Origin of the sequence: Neisseria gonorrhoeae, assembly GCF_013030075.1 — a bacterium.
In the GTDB taxonomy this organism is placed as follows: domain Bacteria; phylum Pseudomonadota; class Gammaproteobacteria; order Burkholderiales; family Neisseriaceae; genus Neisseria; species Neisseria gonorrhoeae.
Genome location: NZ_AP023069.1, coordinates 891,900 through 915,739 on the forward strand (window position 1 = coordinate 891,900; position 23,840 = coordinate 915,739).

At 53.8% G+C, this 23,840-nt stretch carries 22 protein-coding genes and 4 pseudogenes; 17 read left to right on the plus strand and 9 right to left on the minus strand.

Translation table 11 applies throughout. From position 1 onward, the window contains the following. The first annotated feature begins 60 nt into the window (after nt 1-60). The 7 genes and pseudogenes from HT085_RS04580 (at nt 61) to HT085_RS04615 (ending at nt 6,233) form a co-directional block, all read left to right on the plus strand. Nucleotides 61-780, plus strand: a complete 720-nt coding sequence (locus HT085_RS04580) for an SDR family oxidoreductase (RefSeq protein WP_003688574.1) — start codon at nt 61-63, stop codon at nt 778-780. A gap of 165 nt (nt 781-945) precedes the next feature. Continuing rightward, nucleotides 946-1,617 carry a CsgG/HfaB family protein gene (locus HT085_RS04585; RefSeq protein WP_003691139.1) on the plus strand — a complete coding sequence of 224 codons (672 nt, stop codon included), beginning with the start codon at nt 946-948 and terminating at the stop codon, nt 1,615-1,617. Nucleotides 1,618-1,626: 9 nt separating this feature from the next. Then, a pseudogene (locus HT085_RS04590) lies at nt 1,627-1,993 on the plus strand (DUF4810 domain-containing protein). Beyond that, a complete protein-coding gene (locus tag HT085_RS04595) occupies nt 1,990-2,637 on the plus strand; it encodes a DUF799 domain-containing protein (RefSeq protein ID WP_003688570.1) in 648 nt (215 codons plus the stop codon). The pseudogene HT085_RS04590 and the gene HT085_RS04595 overlap by 4 nt, the downstream one beginning before the upstream one ends. Nucleotides 2,638-3,029: 392 nt before the next feature. Beyond that, nucleotides 3,030-4,796: pseudogene (locus HT085_RS04600) on the plus strand (ABC transporter ATP-binding protein/permease). A 103-nt stretch (nt 4,797-4,899) separates the two neighbouring features. After that, on the plus strand, nt 4,900-5,568 hold the full coding sequence (gene hda, locus HT085_RS04610; RefSeq protein ID WP_003688563.1) for a DnaA regulatory inactivator Hda: 669 nt from the start codon (nt 4,900-4,902) through the stop codon (nt 5,566-5,568). Further along, complete coding sequence (locus tag HT085_RS04615) at nt 5,565-6,233, plus strand: histidinol-phosphatase (RefSeq protein ID WP_003688561.1); 669 nt, start codon at nt 5,565-5,567, stop codon at nt 6,231-6,233. The genes hda and HT085_RS04615 overlap by 4 nt, the downstream gene beginning before the upstream one ends. A 561-nt stretch (nt 6,234-6,794) precedes the next feature. Here the strand turns inward: HT085_RS04615 and argB are convergent. Then, a complete protein-coding gene (argB, locus tag HT085_RS04620) occupies nt 6,795-7,691 on the minus strand; it encodes an acetylglutamate kinase (RefSeq protein ID WP_003688559.1) in 897 nt (298 codons plus the stop codon). Between the two features lie 169 nt (nt 7,692-7,860). Here argB and HT085_RS04625 point away from each other — a divergent pair, with 169 nt between their 5' ends. Both HT085_RS04625 and lgt read left to right on the plus strand, forming a co-directional pair. Further along, a complete protein-coding gene (locus tag HT085_RS04625; RefSeq protein WP_003691128.1) occupies nt 7,861-8,991 on the plus strand; it encodes a M14 family metallopeptidase in 1,131 nt (376 codons plus the stop codon). A 73-nt stretch (nt 8,992-9,064) separates the two neighbouring features. Beyond that, a complete protein-coding gene (gene lgt / locus HT085_RS04630) occupies nt 9,065-9,916 on the plus strand; it encodes a prolipoprotein diacylglyceryl transferase (RefSeq protein ID WP_003688557.1) in 852 nt (283 codons plus the stop codon). Nucleotides 9,917-10,000: 84 nt separating this feature from the next. Here the strand turns inward: lgt and HT085_RS04635 are convergent, their stop codons facing one another. Beyond that, nucleotides 10,001-10,663, minus strand: coding sequence for a YecA/YgfB family protein (locus HT085_RS04635; RefSeq protein WP_003688556.1), 663 nt, complete (start codon nt 10,661-10,663; stop codon nt 10,001-10,003). Nucleotides 10,664-10,696: 33 nt separating this feature from the next. Here HT085_RS04635 and HT085_RS04640 point away from each other — a divergent pair. After that, nucleotides 10,697-10,803, plus strand: a pseudogene (locus tag HT085_RS04640) (IS5/IS1182 family transposase); the annotation flags it as partial. A gap of 58 nt (nt 10,804-10,861) precedes the next feature. Here HT085_RS04640 and HT085_RS04645 read toward each other — a convergent pair. Continuing rightward, complete coding sequence (locus HT085_RS04645; RefSeq protein WP_003704087.1) at nt 10,862-12,655, minus strand: 2-isopropylmalate synthase; 1,794 nt, start codon at nt 12,653-12,655, stop codon at nt 10,862-10,864. Between the two features lie 245 nt (nt 12,656-12,900). On the opposite strand from HT085_RS04645, the gene proB reads away from it, so the two are divergent. Together proB and HT085_RS04655 are read left to right on the plus strand one after the other, a co-directional pair. Continuing rightward, nucleotides 12,901-14,010: a glutamate 5-kinase gene (gene proB / locus HT085_RS04650; RefSeq protein WP_003691125.1), complete on the plus strand. Its 1,110-nt coding sequence runs from the start codon at nt 12,901-12,903 to the stop codon at nt 14,008-14,010. Between the two features lie 40 nt (nt 14,011-14,050). Continuing rightward, nucleotides 14,051-15,286: a glutamate-5-semialdehyde dehydrogenase gene (locus HT085_RS04655; protein ID WP_014580191.1), complete on the plus strand. Its 1,236-nt coding sequence runs from the start codon at nt 14,051-14,053 to the stop codon at nt 15,284-15,286. Between the two features lie 175 nt (nt 15,287-15,461). Here HT085_RS04655 and HT085_RS04660 read toward each other — a convergent pair whose 3' ends face one another. Continuing rightward, complete coding sequence (locus tag HT085_RS04660; protein ID WP_003691123.1) at nt 15,462-18,506, minus strand: DNA translocase FtsK; 3,045 nt, start codon at nt 18,504-18,506, stop codon at nt 15,462-15,464. 164 nt (nt 18,507-18,670) lie between these two features. Here HT085_RS04660 and HT085_RS04665 point away from each other — a divergent pair, with 164 nt between their 5' ends. The 3 genes and pseudogenes from HT085_RS04665 to HT085_RS04675 all read left to right on the plus strand — a co-directional run. After that, nucleotides 18,671-19,351, plus strand: coding sequence for a membrane protein (locus HT085_RS04665; RefSeq protein ID WP_003691122.1), 681 nt, complete (start codon nt 18,671-18,673; stop codon nt 19,349-19,351). A 28-nt stretch (nt 19,352-19,379) separates the two neighbouring features. Next, nucleotides 19,380-19,739 (plus strand): CrcB family protein, encoded by a 360-nt coding sequence (locus tag HT085_RS04670; protein ID WP_003688548.1) that lies wholly within the window; start codon nt 19,380-19,382, stop codon nt 19,737-19,739. 77 nt (nt 19,740-19,816) lie between these two features. Beyond that, nucleotides 19,817-19,950, plus strand: a pseudogene (locus tag HT085_RS04675) (IS5/IS1182 family transposase); the annotation flags it as partial. 393 nt (nt 19,951-20,343) lie between these two features. Here the strand turns inward: HT085_RS04675 and HT085_RS04680 are convergent. After that, a complete protein-coding gene (locus tag HT085_RS04680; protein WP_003688546.1) occupies nt 20,344-20,880 on the minus strand; it encodes an NUDIX hydrolase in 537 nt (178 codons plus the stop codon). 33 nt (nt 20,881-20,913) lie between these two features. Further along, nucleotides 20,914-21,270: a dihydroneopterin aldolase gene (gene folB / locus HT085_RS04685; RefSeq protein WP_003688545.1), complete on the minus strand. Its 357-nt coding sequence runs from the start codon at nt 21,268-21,270 to the stop codon at nt 20,914-20,916. A gap of 55 nt (nt 21,271-21,325) precedes the next feature. Between folB and plsY the strand changes: the two genes are divergently transcribed. Beyond that, a complete protein-coding gene (gene plsY, locus HT085_RS04690; RefSeq protein ID WP_003691121.1) occupies nt 21,326-21,928 on the plus strand; it encodes a glycerol-3-phosphate 1-O-acyltransferase PlsY in 603 nt (200 codons plus the stop codon). A gap of 91 nt (nt 21,929-22,019) precedes the next feature. Beyond that, nucleotides 22,020-22,865 (plus strand): 23S rRNA (adenine(2030)-N(6))-methyltransferase RlmJ, encoded by an 846-nt coding sequence (locus HT085_RS04695; RefSeq protein WP_003691119.1) that lies wholly within the window; start codon nt 22,020-22,022, stop codon nt 22,863-22,865. 108 nt (nt 22,866-22,973) lie between these two features. On the opposite strand, the gene HT085_RS04700 is transcribed toward HT085_RS04695, so the two are convergent. Genes HT085_RS04700 through HT085_RS04710 form a run of 3 tightly spaced genes read right to left on the minus strand, consistent with a single transcriptional unit; the run spans nt 22,974 to nt 23,822 of the window. Beyond that, entirely contained in the window at nt 22,974-23,306 is a 333-nt protein-coding gene (locus HT085_RS04700; RefSeq protein ID WP_003688540.1) for an NGK_0946 family protein, read from the minus strand. 49 nt (nt 23,307-23,355) lie between these two features. Next, entirely contained in the window at nt 23,356-23,604 is a 249-nt protein-coding gene (locus HT085_RS04705; protein WP_003688538.1) for a hypothetical protein, read from the minus strand. A 56-nt stretch (nt 23,605-23,660) separates the two neighbouring features. Further along, complete coding sequence (locus HT085_RS04710) at nt 23,661-23,822, minus strand: hypothetical protein (protein ID WP_153707865.1); 162 nt, start codon at nt 23,820-23,822, stop codon at nt 23,661-23,663. Between the last annotated feature and the right edge of the window lie 18 nt (nt 23,823-23,840).

Consider the following 23,840-nt stretch of genomic DNA (forward strand, 5'->3'; position numbering starts at 1 on the left):
CGCTTTACAAGGTGCGGCAAAACGCTAAAATACATTAACCGTCAAACCCAAAGGACAACCATGCCGACACTGACCGACAAAACCATCTTAGTTACCGGCGCATCGCAAGGCTTGGGCGAACAGGTCGCCAAAGCCTACGCCGCCGAAGGGGCGACCGTAATTCTGGTGGCACGCCATCAGAAAAAACTGGAAAAAGCCTATGACGCGATTGTCGAAGCCGGACACCCCGAACCCTTCGCCATCCGTTTCGACCTGATGAGTGCGGAAGAAAAAGAATTCGAACGGTTTGCCGCCACCATTGCCGAAGCCACGCAAGGCAAACTGGACGGCATCGTCCACTGCGCCGGCTATTTTTACGCCCTCTCGCCGCTGGATTTCCAAACCGTCGCCGAATGGGTCAACCAATACCGCATCAACACCGTCGCCCCGATGGGGCTGACCCGCGCCCTGTTCCCGCTGCTGAAGCAGTCGCCCGACGCGTCCGTCATCTTCGTCGGCGAAAGCCACGGCGAAACACCCAAAGCCTACTGGGGCGGCTTCGGCGCGTCCAAAGCCGCGTTGAACTACCTGTGCAAAGTCGCCGCCGACGAATGGGAACGCTTCGGCAACCTGCGCGCCAACGTCCTCGTCCCCGGCCCCATCAATTCCCCGCAACGCATCAAATCCCATCCGGGCGAAGCCGGAAGCGAACGCAAAAGCTACGGGGACGTACTGCCCGCATTTGTCTGGTGGGCAAGTGCCGAAAGCAAAGGGCGGAGCGGCGAAATCGTTTACCTCTAAATCCGGAAAAGGCAGGCATCCCGCCCGCGCCGCGCTTCCGTTTTGAAAAATATCCGTACCTTCCGCGCGCATCCGTCCCGCACAGACAAACACCTTGACTTAAATTTACATAAGGACAATAATGATAACCCGTTATTTCCCTAACTGGACCTTAGGGTAAATTTTATGAAAACCGTTTCCGCCGCCATCGCTTTTGCCGCCGCTGCCGTTTCACTGACCGGCTGTGCGACCGAGTCCTCACGCAGCCTCGAGGTTGCAAAAGTCGCCTCCTGCAATACGCAATATCACGGTGTTCGCACCCCGATTTCCGTCGGAACATTCGACAACCGCTCCAGCTTCCAAAAAGGCATTTTCTCCGACAGTGAAGACCGTCTGGGCAGCCAGGCAAAAACCATCCTGGTAACACACCTGCAACAAACCAACCGCTTCAACGTACTGAACCGCACCAACCTTAGCGCATTGAAACAGGAATCCGGCATTTCCGGCAAAGCGCAGAACCTGAAAGGCGCAGATTATATCGTTACCGGCGATGTAACCGAATTCGGACGCAGAGATGTCGGCGATCATCAGCTCTTCGGCATTTTGGGTCGCGGCAAATCGCAAATCGCCTATGCAAAAGTGGCTCTGAATATCGTCAACGTCAATACTTCCGAAATCGTCTATTCCACACAGGGCGCGGGCGAATACGCACTTTCCAACCGCGAAATCATCGGTTTCGGCGGCACTTCCGGCTACGATGCGACTTTGAACGGCAAAGTTTTAGACTTGGCAATCCGCGAAGCCGTCGACAACTTGGTTCAGGCTGTCGACAACGGCGCATGGCAATCCAACCGTTAAGGAGAAATGATGAATCCGAAAACCTTGGGCCGTTTGTCGCTGTGTGCGGCGGTCTTGGCTCTGACCGCCTGCGGCGGCGGGCATAAAAACCTGTATTATTACGGCGGTTATCCCGATACCGTCTATGAAGGTTTGAAAAACGACGACACTTCGTTGGGCAAGCAGACCGAAAAGATGGAAAAATACTTTGCGGAAGCCGCCAACAAAAAAAATGAATGCCGCCCCGGGTGCGCACGCCCATTTGGGACTGCTGCTTTCCCGTTCGGGAGACAAAGAGGGCGCGTTCCGCCAATTTGAAGAAGAGAAAAGGCTGTTTCCCGAATCGGGCGTATTTATGGACTTCCTGATGAAAACCGGTAAAGGAGGCAAGCGATGAAACCTTTGATTTTAGGGCTTGCCGCCGTGTTGGCTCTGTCTGCCTGCCAAGTTCGAAAAGCTCCCGACCTCGACTACACGTCATTCAAAGAAAGCAAACCGGCTTCAATTTTGGTGGTTCCGCCGCTGAACGAGTCGCCTGATGTCAACGGCACTTGGGGGATGCTGGCTTCGACCGCCGCGCCGATTTCCGAAGCCGGCTATTACGTCTTCCCCGCCGCAGTCGTGGAGGAAACCTTCAAAGAAAACGGCTTGACCAATGCCGCCGATATTCACGCCGTCCGGCCGGAAAAACTGCATCAAATTTTCGGCAATGATGCGGTTTTGTACATTACGGTTACCGAATACGGCACTTCATATCAAATTTTAGACAGCGTGACGACCGTATCCGCCAAAGCACGGCTGGTCGATTCCCGCAACGGGAAAGAGTTGTGGTCGGGTTCGGCCAGCATCCGCGAAGGCAGCAACAACAGCAACAGCGGCCTGTTGGGGGCTTTGGTCGGCGCAGTGGTCAATCAGATTGCCAACAGCCTGACCGACCGCGGTTATCAGGTTTCCAAAACCGCCGCATACAACCTACTGTCGCCCTATTCCCGCAACGGTATCTTGAAAGGTCCGAGATTCGTCGAAGAGCAGCCCAAATAAGCATATGCCGTCTGAACCTCTCCGAGCTTCAGACGGCATATGCGAATCTTGATACTTGCAAGCCGCACCGCCCAAAATCAGGCGACCGGTTTCAATATCCGAACAAGGTTCGGGTTCTGTATTTTGCAGAACCCGAACCTTTTATTCAAATTTAAACTTAATTCCGGCGTGGTTGTATGGTAAATTATAGTGGATTAAATTTAAACCAGTACGGCGTTGCCTCGCCTTGCCGTACTATCTGTACTGTCTGCGGCTTCGTCGCCTTGTCCTGATTTTTGTTAATCCACTATAACAAGCAATATGCCCTGACCGGCAAAACTTCCCCAAACTTCATCAAAAAATCAACTGTACCCGTCTTTTTCAGACGGCATTGATACCGTAAGAGATTTCCCATGCAAAACCGGCAAACCGAGCTTTATTCCACGCCGTCTTGGCTGTTGCAGACCTTATTGATGATTACCGCCGCCTCGGCGGTGATTCTGTTTTTCGCGCGCAACACGCGCTTGGGGCGGGAGTTTGCCTATATCCTGCGCCTTTGCCTGACACCGAAAAGCACGGTCAAAGTATTGCTGCTGATTACGGCAATGGTTACGCTGCTGTTAACCGAAGTGCGGTTGAATGTGTTGAGTACCTTCATGTCCAAAGGACTTTACGATTCGATGCAGGATTTGAATGCTTCGGCATTTTGGATGTTTGCAGCGATGAACGCCGGCGTGGTACTGATACGGGCGTTTAACAACGTCGTTAACGACTTTCTCGATTAAGGCTTGGCGATTAAATGGTCGGAACGGCTCAATGAAGTTTTGACTTCGCGCTGGCTTGCCGACAAAAACTACTACCGCCTGCAAATGCGCCGCCACGCGCCGGACAACATCGACCAGCGTATCCAACAGGATGCGCAGGAATTCATCGCTTCGACCATCGAATTTGTGCGCGGCATGGTCAATTCGGTCGTTACTTCTCTGGAATTTGCCGTTGTTTTGTGGGGCTTGGCAGGCATCCTGACCGTGTTCGGCTTCGACATTCCGCACGGCATTGTTTGGTTTGTCTTTATTTTCATGATTTTGGCGATCTTTATCGCCATGTGGATAGGCAACCCTTTGATTCGTTACAATTATGAAAACAAAAAACTCAACGGCGACTACCGTTATTCCCTCATCCTCGTACGCGACCACGCCGAAAGCGTGGCGTTTTACAGCGGCGAACAACACGAACACGGCCGGCTTTCCGACCGCTTTAAAGCCATTATCCGCAACCGTTGGCGCATCGCGCGGCAAAGCGTCTGCTTAAGCGGCTTTAACGATATGTTCACCAACGGCATCAAACTCTTCCTGATTATTTTGCAAGCTCCGCGCCTGTTTGCCGGACAAATCAAAATCGGCGACATCCAGCAGACCGTCCAAGCCTTCGCGCGACTGCAAAACGCGCTGTCTTTCTTCCGAATGTTCTACAACAAATTCACCGCCTGCCACGCCCGACTGGAGCGTCTGTACGTCTTTTTGCTGAGTACCGAAGAACAACACGGCGCGCAGCAACCCGAGATTAGCGAAGTTTCAGACGGCATTGCACTGGAAAACGTCGCCCTGTTCCGCCACAACGGCGAAGTTTTATTGGACGGCATCAACATCAAACTCAAAAGCGGCGATTCCCTGCTGATACGCGGCCCGAGCGGTTTAGGCAAAACCTCGCTGCTGCGCGCGCTGGCGGGGCTTTGGCCGTTCGGCAGCAGCGGCAAAGTCAGCCGTCCGCCGCATCAAGGCATCCTCTTCCTGCCGCAACGCCCGTACACGGCACAAGGCAGCCTGCGCGACGCGGTTTGTTACCCCGATATCGACAAACAGCATCCCGAGTTAGCCGAAGCCATGAACACCTGCCGCTTGGGTTATCTGATTGACAAATTGGATAAAACAGACGGCTGGCAGCACAAACTCTCCCCCGGCGAACTGCAACGCGTCGCCTTCGTCCGCGCCCTGCTCTCCAAGCCCAAAATCGTCCTGCTCGACGAAGCCGCCGCCGCCTTGGACGAACCGGCCGAAGCCTAGCTCTACCGCGCCTTAAAGCAAAAACTGCCCGACAGCATCATCAGTATCGGACACCGAAGTACGCTCAACGCGTTCCGCAATATGCACCTCGATGTCGGCAACGCTGCCTGCGGCTGAACGATGCCGTCTGAAGCCGTTTTCAGACGGCATCGTTCAAATTGGAAAGACACGCGAAAACAACGTACAATAAACCCGATTCCAACCCATCCGGTATGCCTTTGTGAACCAGCTTATTTTCGACTTTGCCGCACACGACTATCCGAGTTTCGACAAATTCCTCGGCACGGAAAATGCCGAACTGGTCTATGTGTTACAGCATAAACACGACCCGTTTATCTACGTCTGGGGCGAAGAAGGCGCGGGCAAAAGCCATCTGTTGCAGGCGTGGGTCGCACAGGCGCTCGAAGCCGGCAAAAACGCCGCCTATATCGATGCCGCCTCCATGCCGCTGACCGATGCCGCGTTTGAGGCAGAATACCTCGCCGTCGATCAAGTCGAAAAACTGGGCAACGAAGAACAAGCCCTGCTTTTTTCCATCTTCAACCGCTTCCGCAACAGCGGCAAAGGCTTTTTGCTGCTCGGTTCGGAATACACGCCCCAGCAGCTCGTCATCCGCGAAGATTTGCGGACGCGTATGGCATACTGCCTCGTTTACGAAGTCAAGCCCCTAACCGACCAAGAAAAAATCGACGCGCTCGCCAATATGGCGGCGGCACGCCAAGTAACCGTCGATTCCGAAATTTTCGAATACCTGCTCAAACACTGGCGGCGCGATATGGACAGCCTGATGATGATGCTCGACACGCTGGACAACTACGCCGTAACCATGGGCAAACGCATCACCCTGCCGCTGCTTCGCCAGCTTTTGAAACAACAGGAAACCCAATGAAAAACCTCGCCATCTTCGACCTCGACAACACCCTCATCAACACCGATTCCGACCACGCCTGGCCGCAATACCTCATCAAAAAAGGGTTGGTTGACGCTGCCGAAACCGAAGCGCAAAACGAAAAATTCTACCGCGACTACCAAAACGGCTGCCTCGACATCGACGCATTCCTCAAACTCCACCTCGCCCCGCTCGCCCGTTACAGCAAAGAAGAGCTGGCGGAGTTTCACCGCGAATTTATGGCGGAATACATCATCCCCCACATCTCGCCTATGCAGCGTATGCTGGTGCAGAGCCACCAAATGGCAGGCGACGAAACCCTCGTGATTTCCTCAACCAACGAGTTCATCATCACCCCCGTCTGCCGCCTTTTCGGCATCGCCAACATGATCGGCACACAACTCGAAACCGGTCCCGACGGCCGCTACACCGGCAATTACATCGGCACGCCCAGCCTCAAAGAAGGCAAAATCACCCGTCTGAACCAATGGCTCGCCGAACGCGGCGAAACGCTCGAAAGCTACGGCAAAACCTATTTTTACAGCGACTCCAAAAACGACCTGCCGCTGCTGCGCCTCGTCAGCGAACCCGTCGCCGTCAACCCCGATGCCGAACTGGAAAAAGAAGCCAAAGAAAAAGGCTGGCCGGTTTTGAATTTCAAATGACGCAATGCCGTCTGAAGCCCGATTCGGCGTTCAGACGGCATTGAGGCTGAAATCCCAAAAACCCAAAGCCACAGGAATTCATCGGGAAAAACAACAATCTTTCCACCGTCATTCCCACGAAAGTGGGAATCTTGATCCGTCCGCACGGAAACTTATATTTCGTCATTCCACCAATCCCACACCACCCTTACCGGTTCAAATCCGCACAAAAATCCACATCCCGTCATTCCCACGAAAGTGGGAATCTAGGACGTAAAATCTAAAGAAACCTTTTTTTCCCGATAAGTTTCCGTGCCGACAGGTCTGGATTCCCGCCTGCGCGGGAATGACGAAATTTCAAAGTTATGGCGTTATCGGAAAAACAGAAAATCAAAGCCGGAGAATTTATCCAAAACAACCGGATTTCAAAAAAACCAAATTCCCGGCGGGAATGACGGATTTTAGGTTTCTGTTGTGGTTTCTGTTTGCTCGGGAATAACAACTTAGAAATTGCCCGAAACCCCAAAAACAGAAACCGGACAAACAGGTTTTCCGCCAAAGCCGGCATTTTCCGACTTTGCTTCAGGCATCTTCCCCTCTGCCTAAAATCATCGACCCGATACCGGCATCGGTAAAGATTTCCAGCAAAAGCGCGTTGGGCAACCTGCCGTCGATGATGTGCGTGGCTTTCACACCGTTGGCGGCGGCTTCGACCGCAGAAGCGATTTTCGGCAGCATACCGCCATACAGCGTGCCGTCGGCAATCAGCCCATCAATCCGTTTCGGCGTGAGTTTGGTCAGCAGATTGCCCGTTTTGTCCATCACACCGGCGATATTCGTCATCATCAAGAGTTTTTCGGCGTTCAATTCTTCCGCCAATTTGCCTGCCACCAAATCGGCGTTGATGTTGAACGCTTCGCCTTTTTCACCTACGCCGACGGGGGCGACGACGGGAATGCAGCCGCGTTCTATCAGCCCTTTAACCAAACCGGTATCGATGCTTTCCACCGTACCGACCTGTCCGATGTCCACGCTATTCTGTTCGGGCGTATCGACCAAAAGTTTCTTCGCCTTAATGAAATGGTCGTCGCGCCCGCTCACGCCGACCGCGTGCCCTCCATATGTGTTAATCATCGACACGATTTCCTTGTTGACGTGCCCGCCCAATACCATTTCGACAATATCCATCGTCTCTTTGTCGGTAACGCGCATTCCTTGGACAAATTCGCCCTTTTTGCCGACTTTTTCAAGCATCGCATTGATCTGCGGCCCGCCGCCGTGAACGATGACGGGATGAATGCCGACCAGCTTCAGCAGCACGACATCGCGGGCAAACCCTTCTTTCAAGGCAGGTTCGGTCATCGCGTTGCCGCCATACTTGATGACGGCGACCGAACCGGAAAACCGGCGGATGTAAGGCAGTGCTTCGGCAAGGATACGCGCCTTGTCGGCGGCGGAAATAATGTTTTCAAACTCCATAACGGCTCCATATTGTTGACAATTTCGGCTTATGTTAACGCCAAACGCCGTCTGAAACAATCTTCAGACGGCGTTTGGCACACCTTCGGGCAGGTTGAAGCCTTGCGATACGGGCGGTAAAATCGCGGTTTATCCGGTTCGAGAAACCGGCGACAGCAAGGACTTTCCCATGATTAAAATCAGCACCCGCTTCGATGCCGGCTCGGTCGTCGTCAAAGACCTGACCGACCCTTCCAACATCCGCCTCGCCCTGCGTTCCGACAACGCCTCCGATTTCGCACAATGGTTCTACTTCCGGCTGCAAGGCGCGGCCTATCAAAACTGCATCATGCATTTTGAAAACGCGGCAGAAGCCGCCTACCCGAAAGGCTGGGAAGGCTATCAGGCGTGTGCCTCATACGACCGCCGCAACTGGTTCCGCGTACCGACTTCCTACGAAAACGGCGTACTGACCGTCAATCATACGCCGCTGTCCAACAGCGTGTATTACGCCTATTTCGAACCCTATTCCGAAGAGCAGCACCTCAACCTCCTCGGCGACGCGCAAGGCAGCGGCCTGTGCCGCATCGACGACTTGGGCAGCACCGTGCAAGGCCGCGACATCAATCTGCTGACCATAGGCAACCAAGTCGAAAGCGACATGAAAATCTGGATTACCGCCCGCCAGCACCCGGGAGAAACCATGGCGGAATGGTTTGTCGAAGGGCTGCTCGGCAGGCTGCTCGATTCGCAAGACCCGACAGCACGCACCCTGCTCGACCGCGCCACGTTCTACATCGTCCCCAATATGAATCCCGACGGTTCGGCACTGGGCAACCTTCGTACCAACGCCGCCGGTGCGAACCTCAACCGCGAATGGGAAAACCCGACTTTGGAAAAAAGCCCCGAAGTGTTCTTCGTGCGCGGAAAAATGCTGGAAACCGGCGTGGATTTGTTTTTGGACATCCACGGCGATGAAGGTCTGCCCTTTGTCTTTGTTGCAGGAACGGAAGGTGTGCCGAACTACAATCCGCGCATTTCCGCGTTGGAAGCGCAGTTCAAAACCGCCCTTTTGAACGCCAGCCCCGATTTCCAAGACGAATACGGTTACGAAAAAGACGCGCCGGGCAAAGCGAATATGACCTTGGCGACCAACTGGGTCGGCAACCGTTTCAACTGCCTTGCCTACACGCTGGAAATGCCGTTCAAAGACAACGCCAACCTGCCCGACGACGACTTCGGCTGGAACGGCCAGCGTTCTTTGCGGCTTGGGGAAGCGGTGCTTTCCGCCATTTTGAACGTCGCCGGCGATTTGCGCTGACACTCCCCACTGAAAATGCCGTCTGCAAGCCCTTTTGCGTCTTTCAGACGGCATTTGAAAACGAAAGCCCGTTATGATTATCCATCACCAATTCGATCCCGTCCTCATCAGTATCGGCCCGCTTGCCGTGCGCTGGTATGCCTTAAGCTACATCCTCGGATTTATTCTTTTTACCTTTCTCGGCAGAAGGCGCATCGCGCAAGGCTTGTCCGTTTTTACCAAAGAATCGCTCGACGACTTCCTGACATGGGGCATTTTGGGCGTGATTTTGGGCGGACGCTTGGGCTATGTCCTGTTTTACAAATTCTCCGACTACCTCGCCCATCCGCTTGATATTTTCAAGGTATGGGAAGGCGGAATGTCGTTCCACGGCGGCTTTTTGGGTGTAGTTATTGCCATATGGTTGTTCAGCCGCAAGCACGGCATCGGCTTCCTCAAACTGATGGACACGGTCGCGCCGCTCGTTCCGCTGGGTCTCGCTTCGGGACGTATCGGCAACTTTATCAACGGCGAACTTTGGGGACGCATTACCGACATTAACGCATTTTGGGCAATGGGCTTCCCGCAAGCGCATTACGAAGATGCCGAAGCCGCCGCGCACAATCCGCTTTGGGCAGAATGGCTGCAACAATACGGTATGCTGCCGCGTCATCCCTCGCAGCTTTATCAGTTTGCCCTTGAAGGCATCTGCCTGTTCGCCGTCGTTTGGCTGTTTTCCAAAAAACCGCGCCCGACCGGGCAGACTGCCGCGCTTTTTCTCGGCGGCTACGGCGTGTTCCGCTTTATTGCCGAATTTGCGCGCCAACCCGACGACTATCTCGGGCTGCTGACCTTGGGGCTGTCGATGGGGCAATGGTTGAGCGTCCCGATGATTGTTTTGGGTATCGTCGGCTTTGTCCGGTTCGGCATGAAAAAACAGCACTGACCGCCTGTGAAAAATACCGTCTGAAACATGGAAATCCGGTTTCAGACGGCATTTTTACGTTTGGTTCAGATGAAAGCAAACGCTTCAATTCTTACCGCAACACGCCTTGTATTTCCTGCCGCTGCCGCACGGACAGGGATCGTTCCTGCCGGTTTTTTCCCCTTCCCTGCGGACGGTTTGCGGTTTGTTGATGACCGCCTGCCAGTAGCGGTAGATGTCTGCCAGCGCGTAAGGCAGTTCGGACGCAAGTTCCGCCAGCTCGCCTTCGGTGAATTGCAGGCGGATAGCGCCGTTTTCCTCTTCGTCGTAAATGCCGCCCAATGCCATCACGGGGTAAAACAGCTCTTCAAACGCTTCATCATCGGCGGCTTCAAACCAATCGGTCGGCACAATGTCCAAACCGTAAAGATAGGCGTTGCACCAAGTGTAAAAATCGCTGCCGCCCTCGCCGTCGTCGTAGAGCCACAAATCGGGCAGCTTTTTATCCGACATCGCGGCGGTTGTTTCCATCGCCATTGCCAAAACCAGCCGTTCGATTTCGGAACGTTCGGCGGCGGTAAATTGCGATTCGTCGCCCAACACTTCGGGCAGCCAGTCGAGCGGTGCCAATTTGTCCGGCCCGCTCAACAGCGCCGTCATAAAACCTTGAACCTCGTCGCAACGCATCGTGTTGCCTTGTTCGCTTTTGGCATCCAACAATTCGCCCAACCGCCGTTTGGATGCTTCGGTAAATTTTCGGGAATCCATCATTTTCCTTTTCAAATGGGTTTTGCGCCCTATTATAGTGGATTAAATTTAAATCAGGACAAGGCGGCGAGCCGCAGGCAGTACAAATAGTACGGCAAGGCGAGGCAACGCCGTACCGGTTTAAATTTAATCCACTATATCGCCGCAATGCCGTCTGAAGCCTTTTTATGCTTCAGACGGCATCGTCTGTTTTCACGCTCAAATCGTACCGCTGCCCTGCGCCTTCGGTTTGGCGGCACTAAATTCCAGCTTGCTCAAAGCGGAAAGGTAAGCTTTGGCGGTCGCCGCCAAAATGTCGGTATCCGCGCCCTGACCGTTGGCGACGCGGTTGCCGCGCGCCAAACGGACGCTGGTTTCGCCTTGGCTTTCCGTACCTTGCGTGACGGCGTTGACGGAATAAATCTGCAAAGTCGCGCCGCTTTGCGCCACGCTCTCAATCGCTTTGAAAATTGCATCAACAGGGCCGGAGCCGGTTGCGGAAGCGCGTTTTTCTTCGCCTTTGATGCCGAACACGATGTCGGCGCGCGGCTCTTCGCCGGTTTCGGTGCTGATTTTTTGAGAAATGAATTTATAGCTTTCGGCATTCATATTGCCCATTTCGTCCGACACCAGCGCGTGCAGGTCTTCATCGAAGATTTCGCGTTTTTTGTCGGCGAGTTCTTTGAAGCGTGCAAATGCCGCGTTCAGTGCCTCTTCGCTTTCCAACTCGATGCCCAAATCCGCCAGCTTGGTTTTGAAGGCGTTGCGGCCGGACAATTTGCCCAAGCTCAATCGGTTTGCCGACCAACCGACCGATTCGGCAGACATAATCTCGTAAGTTTCGCGGTGTTTCAGCACCCCGTCCTGATGGATGCCCGATTCGTGCGAAAAGGCATTCGCGCCGACAATGGCTTTATTGGGCTGCACGGGATAGCCCGTAATGGTGGACACCAGTTTGGACGAAGGCACGATTTGCGTGGTATCGATGCCGGTTTCCAAGCCGAACAAGTCGTGGCGCACCTTCAACGCCATCACGATTTCTTCAACCGAAGCATTCCCCGCGCGTTCGCCCAAACCGTTAACGGTACATTCCACCTGACGCGCGCCGCCTTTTAATGCGGCAAGCGAATTGGCAACCGCCAAGCCCAAATCGTTGTGGCAGTGTGCCGACCAGACGACTTTGCCGCCGTTGGGCGTTTTGGCAATCAGTTCGCGGAAAAATTCTTCGGTTTTGTACGGGATGGAATAGCCGACGGTATCGGGAATATTGATGGTGGTCGCGCCCGCTTCAATCACCGCGCCGCAGATTTCGGCAAGGAAATCGATTTGCGAACGCAACGCGTCTTCGCAGGAAAATTCCACATCGTCGGTGTATTCACGAGCGATTTTTACCGCTTTGACCGCCGCCTCAATCACCTGCTTCGGCTTCATCTTCAGCTTGTACTCCATATGGATGGGGCTGGTGGCGATGAAGGTGTGGATGCGTTTTTTCGGCGCGGGCGCAACGGCCTTACCCGCCTGACGGATGTCCCGCTCGATGGCGCGGGACAATGAACAGACCGTTGATTTGGTAATGGTTTTCGCAATCGCATTGACCGCCTCGAAATCGCCCGGGCTGGCGGCGGCAAAACCCGCTTCGATGATGTCCGCGCCCAATTTTTCCAACTGGCGGGCGACGCGGATTTTTTCCTCTTTGGTCATAGCGGCGCCGGGCGATTGTTCGCCGTCGCGCAGGGTGGTGTCGAAAATAATAACGCGGTTGGCCTGTGTCATTTCTGTTCTCTCCAGAGATTCGTTTTTTTGTAAAAAAGCATTCAAATCCAGCGGTCTTCCTTGCGATTCGGCAAGCGCGGTCAATTTTTGCAGTTGCGCCAAAGGCAGCGAGCCGCGTGTGCGCCATTTGTAGATGGCGGCGGTCGTCGCGGCATTTTCAGGATCGTGCCGTTTCAACGCTTCGGCAAGCGCGTTCACGCCGCCGAAATAGGCGACCAGACGGTCTATATCTAATTGCATGGTAGTCCTTGTCTAAAATAAATCAGCCCGCAGCAGAAATATGGACAGGATTATACGCATTTTGGACAAAACGGTAATATTAATTTGAAAAAATCTCAATAAGTTGCTATAAATTTTATTAATTTTATACATTTTGTCTATTTTATTGCAGATGCGGCGTGATTGTTGACAATTGCGACAGAACAGGGCAAATTCGGCGGTACAAGGCGGCAACGAGACAGGACAAACCAACAAGGACGGAAACAATGAAATACAAAAGAATCGTATTTAAAGTCGGCACATCTTCGATTACCCATTCGGACGGCAGCCTCTCGCGCGGCAAAATCCAAACCATTACCCGCCAGCTTGCCGCATTGCATCATGCGGGACACGAGCTGGTCTTGGTGTCTTCCGGCGCGGTTGCTGCAGGGTTCGGCGCGCTGGGTTTCAAAAAACGTCCGGTCAAAATCGCCGACAAACAGGCTTCCGCCGCCGTCGGGCAGGGGCTGCTGATGGAAGAATATACGGCAAACCTGTCTTCAGACGGCATCGTGTCCGCACAAATCCTGCTCAGCCGTGCCGACTTTGCCGACAAACGCCGCTACCAAAATGCCGGCGGCGCACTTTCCGTGCTGCTGCAACGCCGCGCGATTCCCATCATCAATGAAAACGACACGGTTTCGGTTGAGGAGTTGAAAATCGGCGACAACGACACATTGAGTGCGCAAGTGGCGGCGATGATACAGGCAGACCTCTTGGTGCTGCTGACCGACATAGACGGTCTTTACACCGGCAACCCGAACAGCAATCCCGATGCCGTACGGCTGGACAAAATCGAACACATCAACCATGAAATCATCGAAATGGCGGGCGGCTCGGGTTCGGCAAACGGCACGGGCGGTATGCTGACCAAAATCAAAGCGGCAACCATCGCCGCCGAATCCGGCGTACCGGTGTATATCTGTTCCTCACTCAAACCCGATTCATTGGCCGAAGCCGCCGAACATCAGGCGGACGGCTCGTTTTTCGTCCCCCGTGCCAAAGGTTTGCGGACACAGAAGCAATGGCTGGCGTTCTATTCCGAAAGCCGGGGCAGCGTTTATGTGGACGAAGGTGCGGAACACGCTTTGTCCGAACAAGGGAAAAGCCTGCTGATGTCGGGCATTGCCGGAATCGAAGGGCATTTTTCCCGTATGGACACCGTAACCGTGTACAGCAAGGCAACCAAACAGCCCCTGGGCAAAGGGCGCGTCCTTTTCGGCTCCGCCGCCGCCGAAGACCTGCTCAAATCGCGTAAGGCGAAAGGCGTGTTCATCCATCGGGACGATTGGATTTCCATCACGCCCGAAATACGCCTGCTTCTGACCGAATTTTAGAAAAGGAAACCCATGTCAAACACACAAAAACAGCTTGCCCTTGCCAAAGCGGCAAAAAAAATCCGTCAACACGGCGGATGCGGAAGAAAAAAACCGCGCGCTGCTTGCTATGGCGGACAGTCTGGAAGCGGCGGCGGAAGATATTTTGGCGGCAAACCGTTTGGATTTGAAAGCGGCGGCAGGCAAAATTCCCGACAGCATGACCGACCGCCTTTTGTTGGACGGCAAACGCATTTGCGCGATGGCGGACGGCATCAGGGCGGTTGCCGCGCTGCCCGACCCCGTGGGCGAAATACTGGAAACCTCGACTCTGCCCAACGGCTTGGAAATCGTCAAAAAGCGCGTGGCGATGGGCGTTATCGGCATTATTTACGAAAGCCGCCCGAACGTTACTTCCGATGCGGCGGCTTTGGCACTGAAAAGCGGCAGCGCGGTCGTACTCCGCAGCGGCAAAGATGCATTTCAATCCGCACGCGCCATCGTTGCCGCCCTGAAAACGGGGTTGGCACAAACCCGCATCGACCCCGAAGCCGTACAGCTCATCGAAGACACAGGGCGTGAGGGCAGTTACGAAATGATGAGGGCGAAAGATTATCTAGACCTGCTGATTCCGCGCGGCGGGGCAGGGCTGATACGGGCGGTGGTTGAAAATGCCGTCGTGCCGGTCATTGAAACGGGGACGGGCATCGTCCACATTTATATCGACAAGGACGCGGATTGGGACAAGGCACTCCGTATCGTGTACAACGCCAAAACCGGCCGCCCGTCCGTGTGCAACTCGATGGAAGTGCTGCTGGTGCATGAAGGCATTGCTGCCGACTTCCTGCCCAAGCTCGAACGGCTGTTGGTTCGCGGCCGTATAGAAGCCGGACTGCCGCCCGTCCGCTTCCGTTTGGATCCGCAGGCGGCGCGGTATATCGGCGGCGAAGCGGCGGGTGCAGACGATTTCGATACCGAGTTTTTAGACTACATCCTCGCCGTGAAAACCGTCGCTTCGGTTGAAGAGGCGGTCGGGCACATCGAAGCCCGCGGCACGCACCATTCAGACGGCATCGTTACCGAAAACCGCCACGCTGCGGACTATTTCACGACCCATATCGATTCTGCCGCCGTGTATATCAACGCGTCCACGCGCTTCACCGACGGCGGCGAATTCGGCTTGGGTTGCGAAATGGGCATCTCCACGCAAAAACTCCACGCCCGGGGCCCGATGGGTTTGAAAGAGCTGACGAGTTACAAATACATCGTACAAGGCACGGGACAGGTTAGGGAATAATCCGAATTCAAACGTCTGATATAGTGGATTAAATTTAAACCGGTACGGTGTTGCCTCGCCTTGCCGTACTATTTGTACTGTCTGCGGCTTCGCCGCCTTGTCCTGATTTTTGTTAATCCACTATAAAAATGCCGTCTGAAACAGTCTTCAGACGGCATTTCTATTTGCAAAAAAATCAAGCATTGTCCAAGGGGACGAGAATCGTACGGTTGCCGTTGTGTTCCGGTGCGGACACAATGCCTTCCGCCTCCATCTGGTCAATCAGACGCGCGGCGCGGTTGTAGCCGATGCGCAAGGCGCGCTGTACGCCCGAAATGCTGGCTTTGCGCGTTTTCAGGACAACGGATACAGCCTCGTCGTACATCGGATCGGTTTCGCCGTCGCCGCTGCGCCCGATACCGGGCAGCTCTTCGCTGCCGCCGCCGCTCAAAATATCGTCAACATAGTCCGGCTCGCCAAACTGTTTCAAATATTCGACCACGCGGTGCACCTCTTCATCCGAGGCAAACGCGCCGTGAACGCGTTGCGGATAGGCAGTACCCGGCGGCAGGAACAGCATATCGCCCTGACCGAGCAGGTTTTCCGCGCCCATTTGGTCGAGAATCGTGCGGCTGTCGATTTTGCTGGACACTTGGAACGCGATACGCGTCGGGATGTTCGCCTTAATCAGACCCGTGATGACATCGACGCTGGGGCGTTGTGTGGCAAGGATAAGGTGGATGCCTGCCGCGCGGGCTTTTTGGGCGAGGCGCGCAATCAGTTCTTCGATTTTCTTGCCTGCCGTCATCATCAAATCGGCAAACTCATCGACCACGACCACGATAAACGGCAGTTTTTCCAAAGGTTCGGGATCGTCGGGCGTGAGGCTGAACGGATTGCCGATTTTTTCTCCCCTTGCTGCGGCTTCGGCGATTTTTTGGTTGAAGCCCGCAAGATTGCGCACGCCCATAAAGCTCATCAGGCGGTAGCGTTTTTCCATTTCGTTAACACACCAGTTCAGCGCGTTTGCCGCCAGCTTCATATCGGTAACGACAGGGGCGAGCAGGTGCGTGATGCCTTCGTAAATGCTCAATTCCAGCATTTTCGGATCGATCATAATCATACGCACGTCTTCCGGCGCGGCTTTGAAAAGCATGGACAGAATCATCGCGTTGACACCCACCGATTTGCCCGAACCGGTCGTGCCGGCAACCAGCAAATGCGGTGCTTTGCCCAAGTCGGTTACGACGGGCTGTCCGGTGATGTCCTGACCGAGCGCGAGCGTCAGCTTGGATTTGGATTCGGCAAACTCGGGCGAATTGAAAATTTCGCTCAGGCGTATCATTTGGCGTTTCGGGTTCGGAAGTTCCAAACCCATGCAGGTTTTGCCGGGGATGGTTTCGACAACGCGGATGGAAGCCACGCCGAGCGAACGCGCCAAGTCTTTTTCCAAATTCAGAACGGAATTGCCGCGCACGCCGACATCGGGTTCGATTTCATAACGCGTAATCACGGGGCCGGAATAAGAATCGACAACCTTGACCTTGACTTTGAACTCCGCCAATTTTTCTTCGATGGTGATGCTGTTTTCCAACAGTTCTTCTTCGGTTTGCGTCGCCTCGGGATTGAACAGCGGAGGCAGAAGCAGGTCGGTTGTCGGCAGGTGTTCGGATACCGCACCGGTCTCTTCCGATTGGAACGCCCCTTCATCCGCTTCCGTATCCGATACCCGGCAGGACGGGCGTTCAGACGGCACATCTTCAAACGGACAAACCGCCTGACTGTCATGCCCGAACGCTTCGGTTTCCGACAGATATTGCCCGCTTGACCGCTCTGCCGCACCCTCACTGCCGTCATCTGCAATAGCGGCGGTTTCCTCCTGCCAACCTCCATTCAAAACATCAGCGGCAAGATGGTCGGTTTCGGCAATGCGGCTGCGTTGCGCCTGCTCGAATCCTGCCGGCGGCTCATAGGTACGGTTGTAGATTTCCGATACGGGAGGCGGCGGCAGAATATCGATTTCGGGTACGGCTACCTCCGGCACTTCGGGTGGTTCGACCACCCAAGCATCGGGCGCGGCAGGCTCTTCAATATGGATATCGGCAGCTTCATCATAAACCGGACCGCCGTATCCCACAGACGAAACGGTTTCCGTGAAAACATTTTCGGTTTCAGACGGCATTTCGACATCCCGTTTCCCGACAACCGTCCGACTTTCCGGAATCAGGCGCGAAATCCGCGCCTCCGCAGAAACCGTTGCCTTGTTCGGTTCTTTCAAATTGACGGAAACGCGGCGGCGGGCATCGCGGACGGCTGTGCCGTCTGAAACGGACTGCCCTTGGGAAACATCCGGGGATTTTGCCTCCGCCTGCCCTTTCTCCTGCCCTGCATGACGGCGGAACGGCGCATTCCGTGCATTTTCGGCTTTGACTGCAGAAAAGGCAGACGGATGCTGCTTCTCAAAATACGGCTCAAATCCGTAATCCGCAGACTCGGAAAACGCTTCTTTGTCCGCATCAAACATACGGGAATACGTGCGTTGAAGCACAGGGTCGTCCAAACCGATAATCTGCAGCCCTTCCATCGGGGTATCGGACACGCGTACTTTGGGGACGGCTGTTCCGTTTTTCTCAAATGCATCGATATAGCGTTTTTTCGTTTCCCTTAAAGCCGCGCTGCTTAAAGCACGCGTTGCTTCTTCCAAAGTGATTTCCTTAAAAACCGGACGGACGGGCGAAGTTTTGCTTTCAGACTGCATCAACCCTTCAGCAATACTCCGGTCGAATGGGATGCGGCGGTTGTCGATTACGGCAGTTGCAATGTCTTCCGTATCGGCAGCCTCTTCCTCCGCAGCTTCTGCTGCTTCCGTTTCCGCTTCTTCCGTCCCGTTTCCACTGTCTGAATACCCGTCGGATGCGGTCGGAACATCCGCACGGTTTGCAGAAGCAGGCGGAACGGGCCTGTCCGGTTCGGATTCGTGCGCCAGATAGTTTCGGCAGAAACGGACGGCACCGACAAACAGCCAATACACTGCCGTTTTGACGGCATGGAAAAGCATCAGGGAAAACTCGGGAAAATCGGGCATACCGTCTTTGATTTCAGGCAGCTCCGCCTGTTTTTCCCCTTTCTTTTCCTGCCACGCAGAAACCTCGCGCATCCACTCGCGTTCGGATTGTGCGCGGACAAAAAACAGGCCGGCAAGCGCAAGCAACAAAATAACGATCAAAACTATCCAAAACATATGCCGTTTCCCGCAAGACAAACGATTAACCGAGTTTATTTTAACGTGTTTCCAGCCCAAAAAAAACAACCGGCCGGCAATTCTGCCGAAACCGATTCGGCTTTCGGTTTGCCCCCGCCGACAGTATAATAGCCGCCCCTTCCCTTAATCTTTGCGGCATTACCATGATTTTCCAAACAGTCTGGTTTTCAGATGTGGTACTGTCGGTTTCGTGGATTGTCCTTATCCTGATACTGGCAGCTTCCGCGCCGTCGGCATTCCGTTCGCTTGCCCGCTACCGTTCCGCCCTTCCCCTGTGTACCGTAATTTTTTCCGCAGCATGGTGTCTGAACGCCTCTGTCGGCGGCGGACAGCTTGCCCAGATGAACTACCACCTGCTTGCCGTCAATCTGGTTACACTGATGGTGGATACCTCCGCCGCCCTTTGGCTTGCCGCGCTGCTGATGCTGCCCTACTGCCTGCTGTTTGCCGGTTCTGCCGGCGCATATCCGCCGAACGCTTTGGTGCTGATACTGCCCGCGCTTGTCGTCAACCGCCTGTCGCGTATGCTGGTCAACCGTCTGCCGCCCAATATTTTCATCTTTATTTTCGTCAACGGCTTTCTCGCTTCCGCCGCCGGCATTCTGCTGACCGGGCTGGTGCTGATCGGTATTTTGGATGCCGCAAACGCTTTTCCGTCCGAAATATTGTGGACGACCGCCCTGCCCGTCTTTATTCTGCTGGCGTGGGCGGAAGCCTTCCTCAGCGGCATTTCAACTGCCATTTTCGTGGCACTGAAGCCCCATTGGATCAACACTTTCGACGACAACCGCTATCTGAAGTCCGAGCGCGGCATATGGCTGTAGCCTTCAGACGGCATAGGCAGACAAAACCATGCTTTCCAACATCCTCCCCCTTTCCATCGGTGCAATATTCGGCACAACGGCGCGTTGGCTGCTCAACCTCGCCGTCCCCGCATCGTTGTCTCCCGCCACAGGCAACCTGTTTGCCAACTGGACGGGCGCGCTGCTCATCGGCATCTTTGCCGAAACCGTCAGCCATCCGCAATGGAAGCTGCTGCTGATTACCGGTTTTTTCGGCAGCCTGACCACGCTTTCCGGATTTTCACTGGAAACCGTAACCCTGCTCCAATCGAACCGTCCCGCTTCGGCACTTGCCAATATTTTCCTACACACGGCAGGTTCGCTGCTGCTGACTTGGCTCGGGCTGAAGATAGGGACGGCAGTCAAATAACCGCAAAAAATTGCTTCCTTTGGTTTTGACATAATCTATAAATTGGCTTCGCTTGTTTAAATACTGCCTGTGCCAATTATAGTGGATTAAATTTAAATCAGGACAAGGCGGCGAGCCGCAGACAGTACAGATAGTACGGCAAGGCGAGGCAACGCCGTACCGGTTTAAATTTAATCCACTATACCGTTCTCAAATTCAAATTGGGCTTTTAGGTCTATAACAAAGAAAAAGCCTTGGGAGGATAAACCTACCAAGGCTTTTTCTTAAAAAACGCTCTATCACTGTGCCTAAAAATGCAAAAAAGTAACCGTCATAATCCTTTTGCCAAAATCAATATCATCATCCGATGAATGAACGGACGGTATATAAGAAAGCGTTAATAAACTCATAAACCAGTAAGAAAAATCAGTAACGAAGATATTCATTATTACCCATTCTTAAAAATTATCACGTTCGTTTGGGTAATTATCATACCCTTTTCCCTCTTATTACTAAAGCACGAATTACTTTAAAGTACGCACCCAGAGACAAGCCGAAAAGGCATATCCGATCCGCCAAACAAAATGCCCGCCGACTTACTCCGGCGGGCGGTTCCAACATCCTGTCAATCCTTCATCAGCCAGTATTGCAAACCGATTAATGTTTTACCGTCTTTAATTTCATCGTTTGCCAATGCCTGACGGACTTCATCTTTCGACATCAGCACGGTTTCCGTTATTTCATCTTCATCATTAGAAAGCGTACTGCCCAAGCGCACGCCTTCCGCCTCGAACAGATACATTTTTTCATTGCAAAAACCGACCGCCGTATAAAAACTGTACAGCAGGCGCACGCTGTCGGCAACATAAGGCGTTTCCTCCGCCAATTCTCGCAGCGCACACGCTGCCATATCCTCGCCCGCCACATCCAGCTTGCCCGCAGGAAGTTCCAATGTCGCCTGATTTGCCGCATAACGCCACTGCCGCACCAAAACGACCTTTTCGTCATCCGTTACCGCCAACACGCACGCCGCGCCCGGATGCCGGATGACGATGCGCTGCCCTTCATTGCCGTTGGGCAGCCTGACCTTATCCCTGCTGATACTGACGAAACCGCCCTCGTAAATGGTTTCGCCGCCTAATTTTACTTCCCTCAAATCCACTTCATATCTCCTTTCCGTTTCCTATTCTGCCGTTCAATCTTCACGCTTGCCGCGCTCGATTTCCACTCCAACCTCGCGCACGCCTTCCAAAATACCCGGCTTGACGATTTTCACGTGCACCCACACCGCGCCGAAATATCCCAAAACCAAATCGGCAATATATTCCGCCAACGCTTCCAAAAGCAGGAAATCCTGTTCTTTCAGATGTCGGCGCAGCGTTTCGCATACCTCGGCATAATGCACCGTATTGGCAATATCGTCGTCCGAACCCGCTTTCTCGGGAACGCCGATGTCCAAATCGACAATCAGGGTCTGCAACCGTTCGCGTTCCCAGCCGTACACGCCGATAAGCGTATCCGCCTTCATGCCGTGCAAAAAGATTTTATCCATAATCCGCCCCGTTTTTTGCTAAAATAACCGCACCATTCTAAGTAAAGTACCGCAAATGTTCAACATACCGGCCGTCGCCGTTTCCTATTTAATCGGTTCACTTTCTTTCGCCGTCATCGTTTCCAAGTATTACGGGATGGACGACCCGCGCACCTACGGATCGGGCAATCCCGGCGCGACCAATGTTTTACGCAGCGGCAAAAAAAAGGCGGCCGCGCTGACGCTCTTGGGCGATGCCGCCAAAGGTTTGGTTGCCGTTTTGCTTGCACGCGTGCTTCAAGAACCGCTCGGTTTATCCGACAGCGCAATCGCCGCCGTCGCACTCGCCGCGCTGGTCGGGCATATGTGGCCGGTGTTTTTCGGATTTAAGGGCGGCAAAGGCGTGGCAACGGCATTGGGCGTGCTTCTGGCACTCTCTCCTGCAACTGCCTTGGTCTGCGCGTTGATTTGGCTTGTGATGGCATTCGGCTTCAAAGTATCCTCCCTTGCCGCGCTGGTCGCCACAACCGCCGCCCCCCTTGCCGCACTGTTTTTTATGCCGCATACTTCTTGGATTTTCGCAACCCTCGCAATCGCCATATTGGTGTTGCTCCGCCATAAGAGCAACATCCTCAACCTGATTAAAGGCAAAGAAAGCAAAATCGGCGAAAAACGCTGATTCGGCATTTGTTTTCCATTACGTCATGCCGTCTGAAACCATGTTCCCGCGTTCAGACGGCATTTCCGCACAAACGGCTTTCATACATACCATGCTCAGTTACAGACACGCATTTCACGCCGGCAACCACGCCGATATGCTCAAACACTTCACCTTGTTTTTAGTGCTGCAATATTTCAACCGCAAAGACAAGCCCTACTGGTACATCGACACGCACGGCGGCGCGGGTTTGTACAATCTCGAAGGCAGCGAGGCGCAGAAAGTCGGCGAATACCGGCAAGGCATCGCCCTGCTCCGACAGGCGCAAAACCTGCCTGCCGAACTCTCTGACTTTGCCGCGCACATACAAAAAATCCTACCCTCGCCCGAACTTTACTGCGGCTCTCCGTGGCTGGCGCAATCGCTGATCCGCATCGGCGACAAATTGCGCCTGTTTGAGCTGCACCCTGCCGACTTTGTCCATCTGCAAAACAATATGGGCGAAGCGGGATTGGGCAAACGCGGACAAGTGTTGCGCGAAGACGGTTACAAAGGGCTGATTTCCCTGCTGCCGCCCCCGCCGCGACGCGCTGTTATTCTCATCGACCCGCCCTATGAGGAAAAACAGGACTACCGGCGTGTAACGGAAACGCTGAAAGCCGCTTTAAAACGGTTTGAGTCCGGCTGTTATCTCATTTGGTATCCCTGCCTCAGCCGCGAAGAAAGCCGCAAGCTGCCGGAAGAATTGAAAAAACTCCTGCCCGACAACTACCTTTACGCCGAACTGCACGTCCACGCGCCGAAAACCGACGGTTTCGGTATGCACGGCAGCGGAATGTTCGTGATTAATCCCCCTTACCTTTTAGCCGAACAATTGGCGGCAAACCTCCCCGCCCTGACACGGCTGCTGGCGCAAGACGAAGGCGCGCGCTACCTGTTGGACAACAAAATCCGCTGACCCCGATGCCGTCTGAAACCCTTCAGACGGCATCTTCCGTCAAACAAACAAAACCGGGCGATACACACTCCATATCGTCCGGTTCTGCATAAAACCAGTATTCAAAAATCAGAACACGCTTTTCATTACACCCACGGTACCAACCACACCGTTCAGCAGCATCAGACCACCGGCAGCCGTACCCATACCTTGACGGATTGCGTCATGCTTATTGGCACGTTTTTCACGTTCCAAAGCCAACTCCTCAGAAACATTTTTACGTTGACGGCGGTGTTGCGCCAGTTCCGCACGGCTAATTCGCGCTTCGGCACGGTTACGACCAGCCTTGATTACGGCCGAATCGTCGCCGATAGCATAGTTGGCTACAGAATTTTCAGAAGCGCAGGCAGCAAGCAAAACGGCACACACAGCAACAACGGAAATATTTTTCAAGTTTTTCATACCTGTCCTATTATCTCAAAATAAAGAAAAAACTAATCCAACTGGAGTTTTATCGGATAAAATAAATATTGGGTGAATTTTCGTTTGCCTTTTTGATGGCGCGTGCCGCATCCATCATTTCTTCCCGGCGTTCTTTACGGTATTCGGCACGCTCGGCACGCTCGCTTATCTGAATGGCACGACTTTTCGCCTGTATTTCCGCTGCAGATTCTTGAGTTACAAAACGGCGGTCTGCGTAAGTACATGCCGTCACCAACATCGCAGCCACCGACAACAAAATCAGTTTCTTCATTTTCATCTACCTATATTTAAGTTTATTTGTAAAATATGTTATCACTATATATATATATAATGTCAATATTTTTTAAAAATAAATTTGGCATCTTGTACTTCTCGATCCGCCTGCCGCGTTCCGACTTGCCCCGCGCCGTTTTTTTCCACTACAATCCCACGCGATATCCGGCGAAACGCACCAAAGGAACGCCCCGCAGCAATCTGCCGCCTTTCAGACGGCACAAACCTTTCCGAAACGAG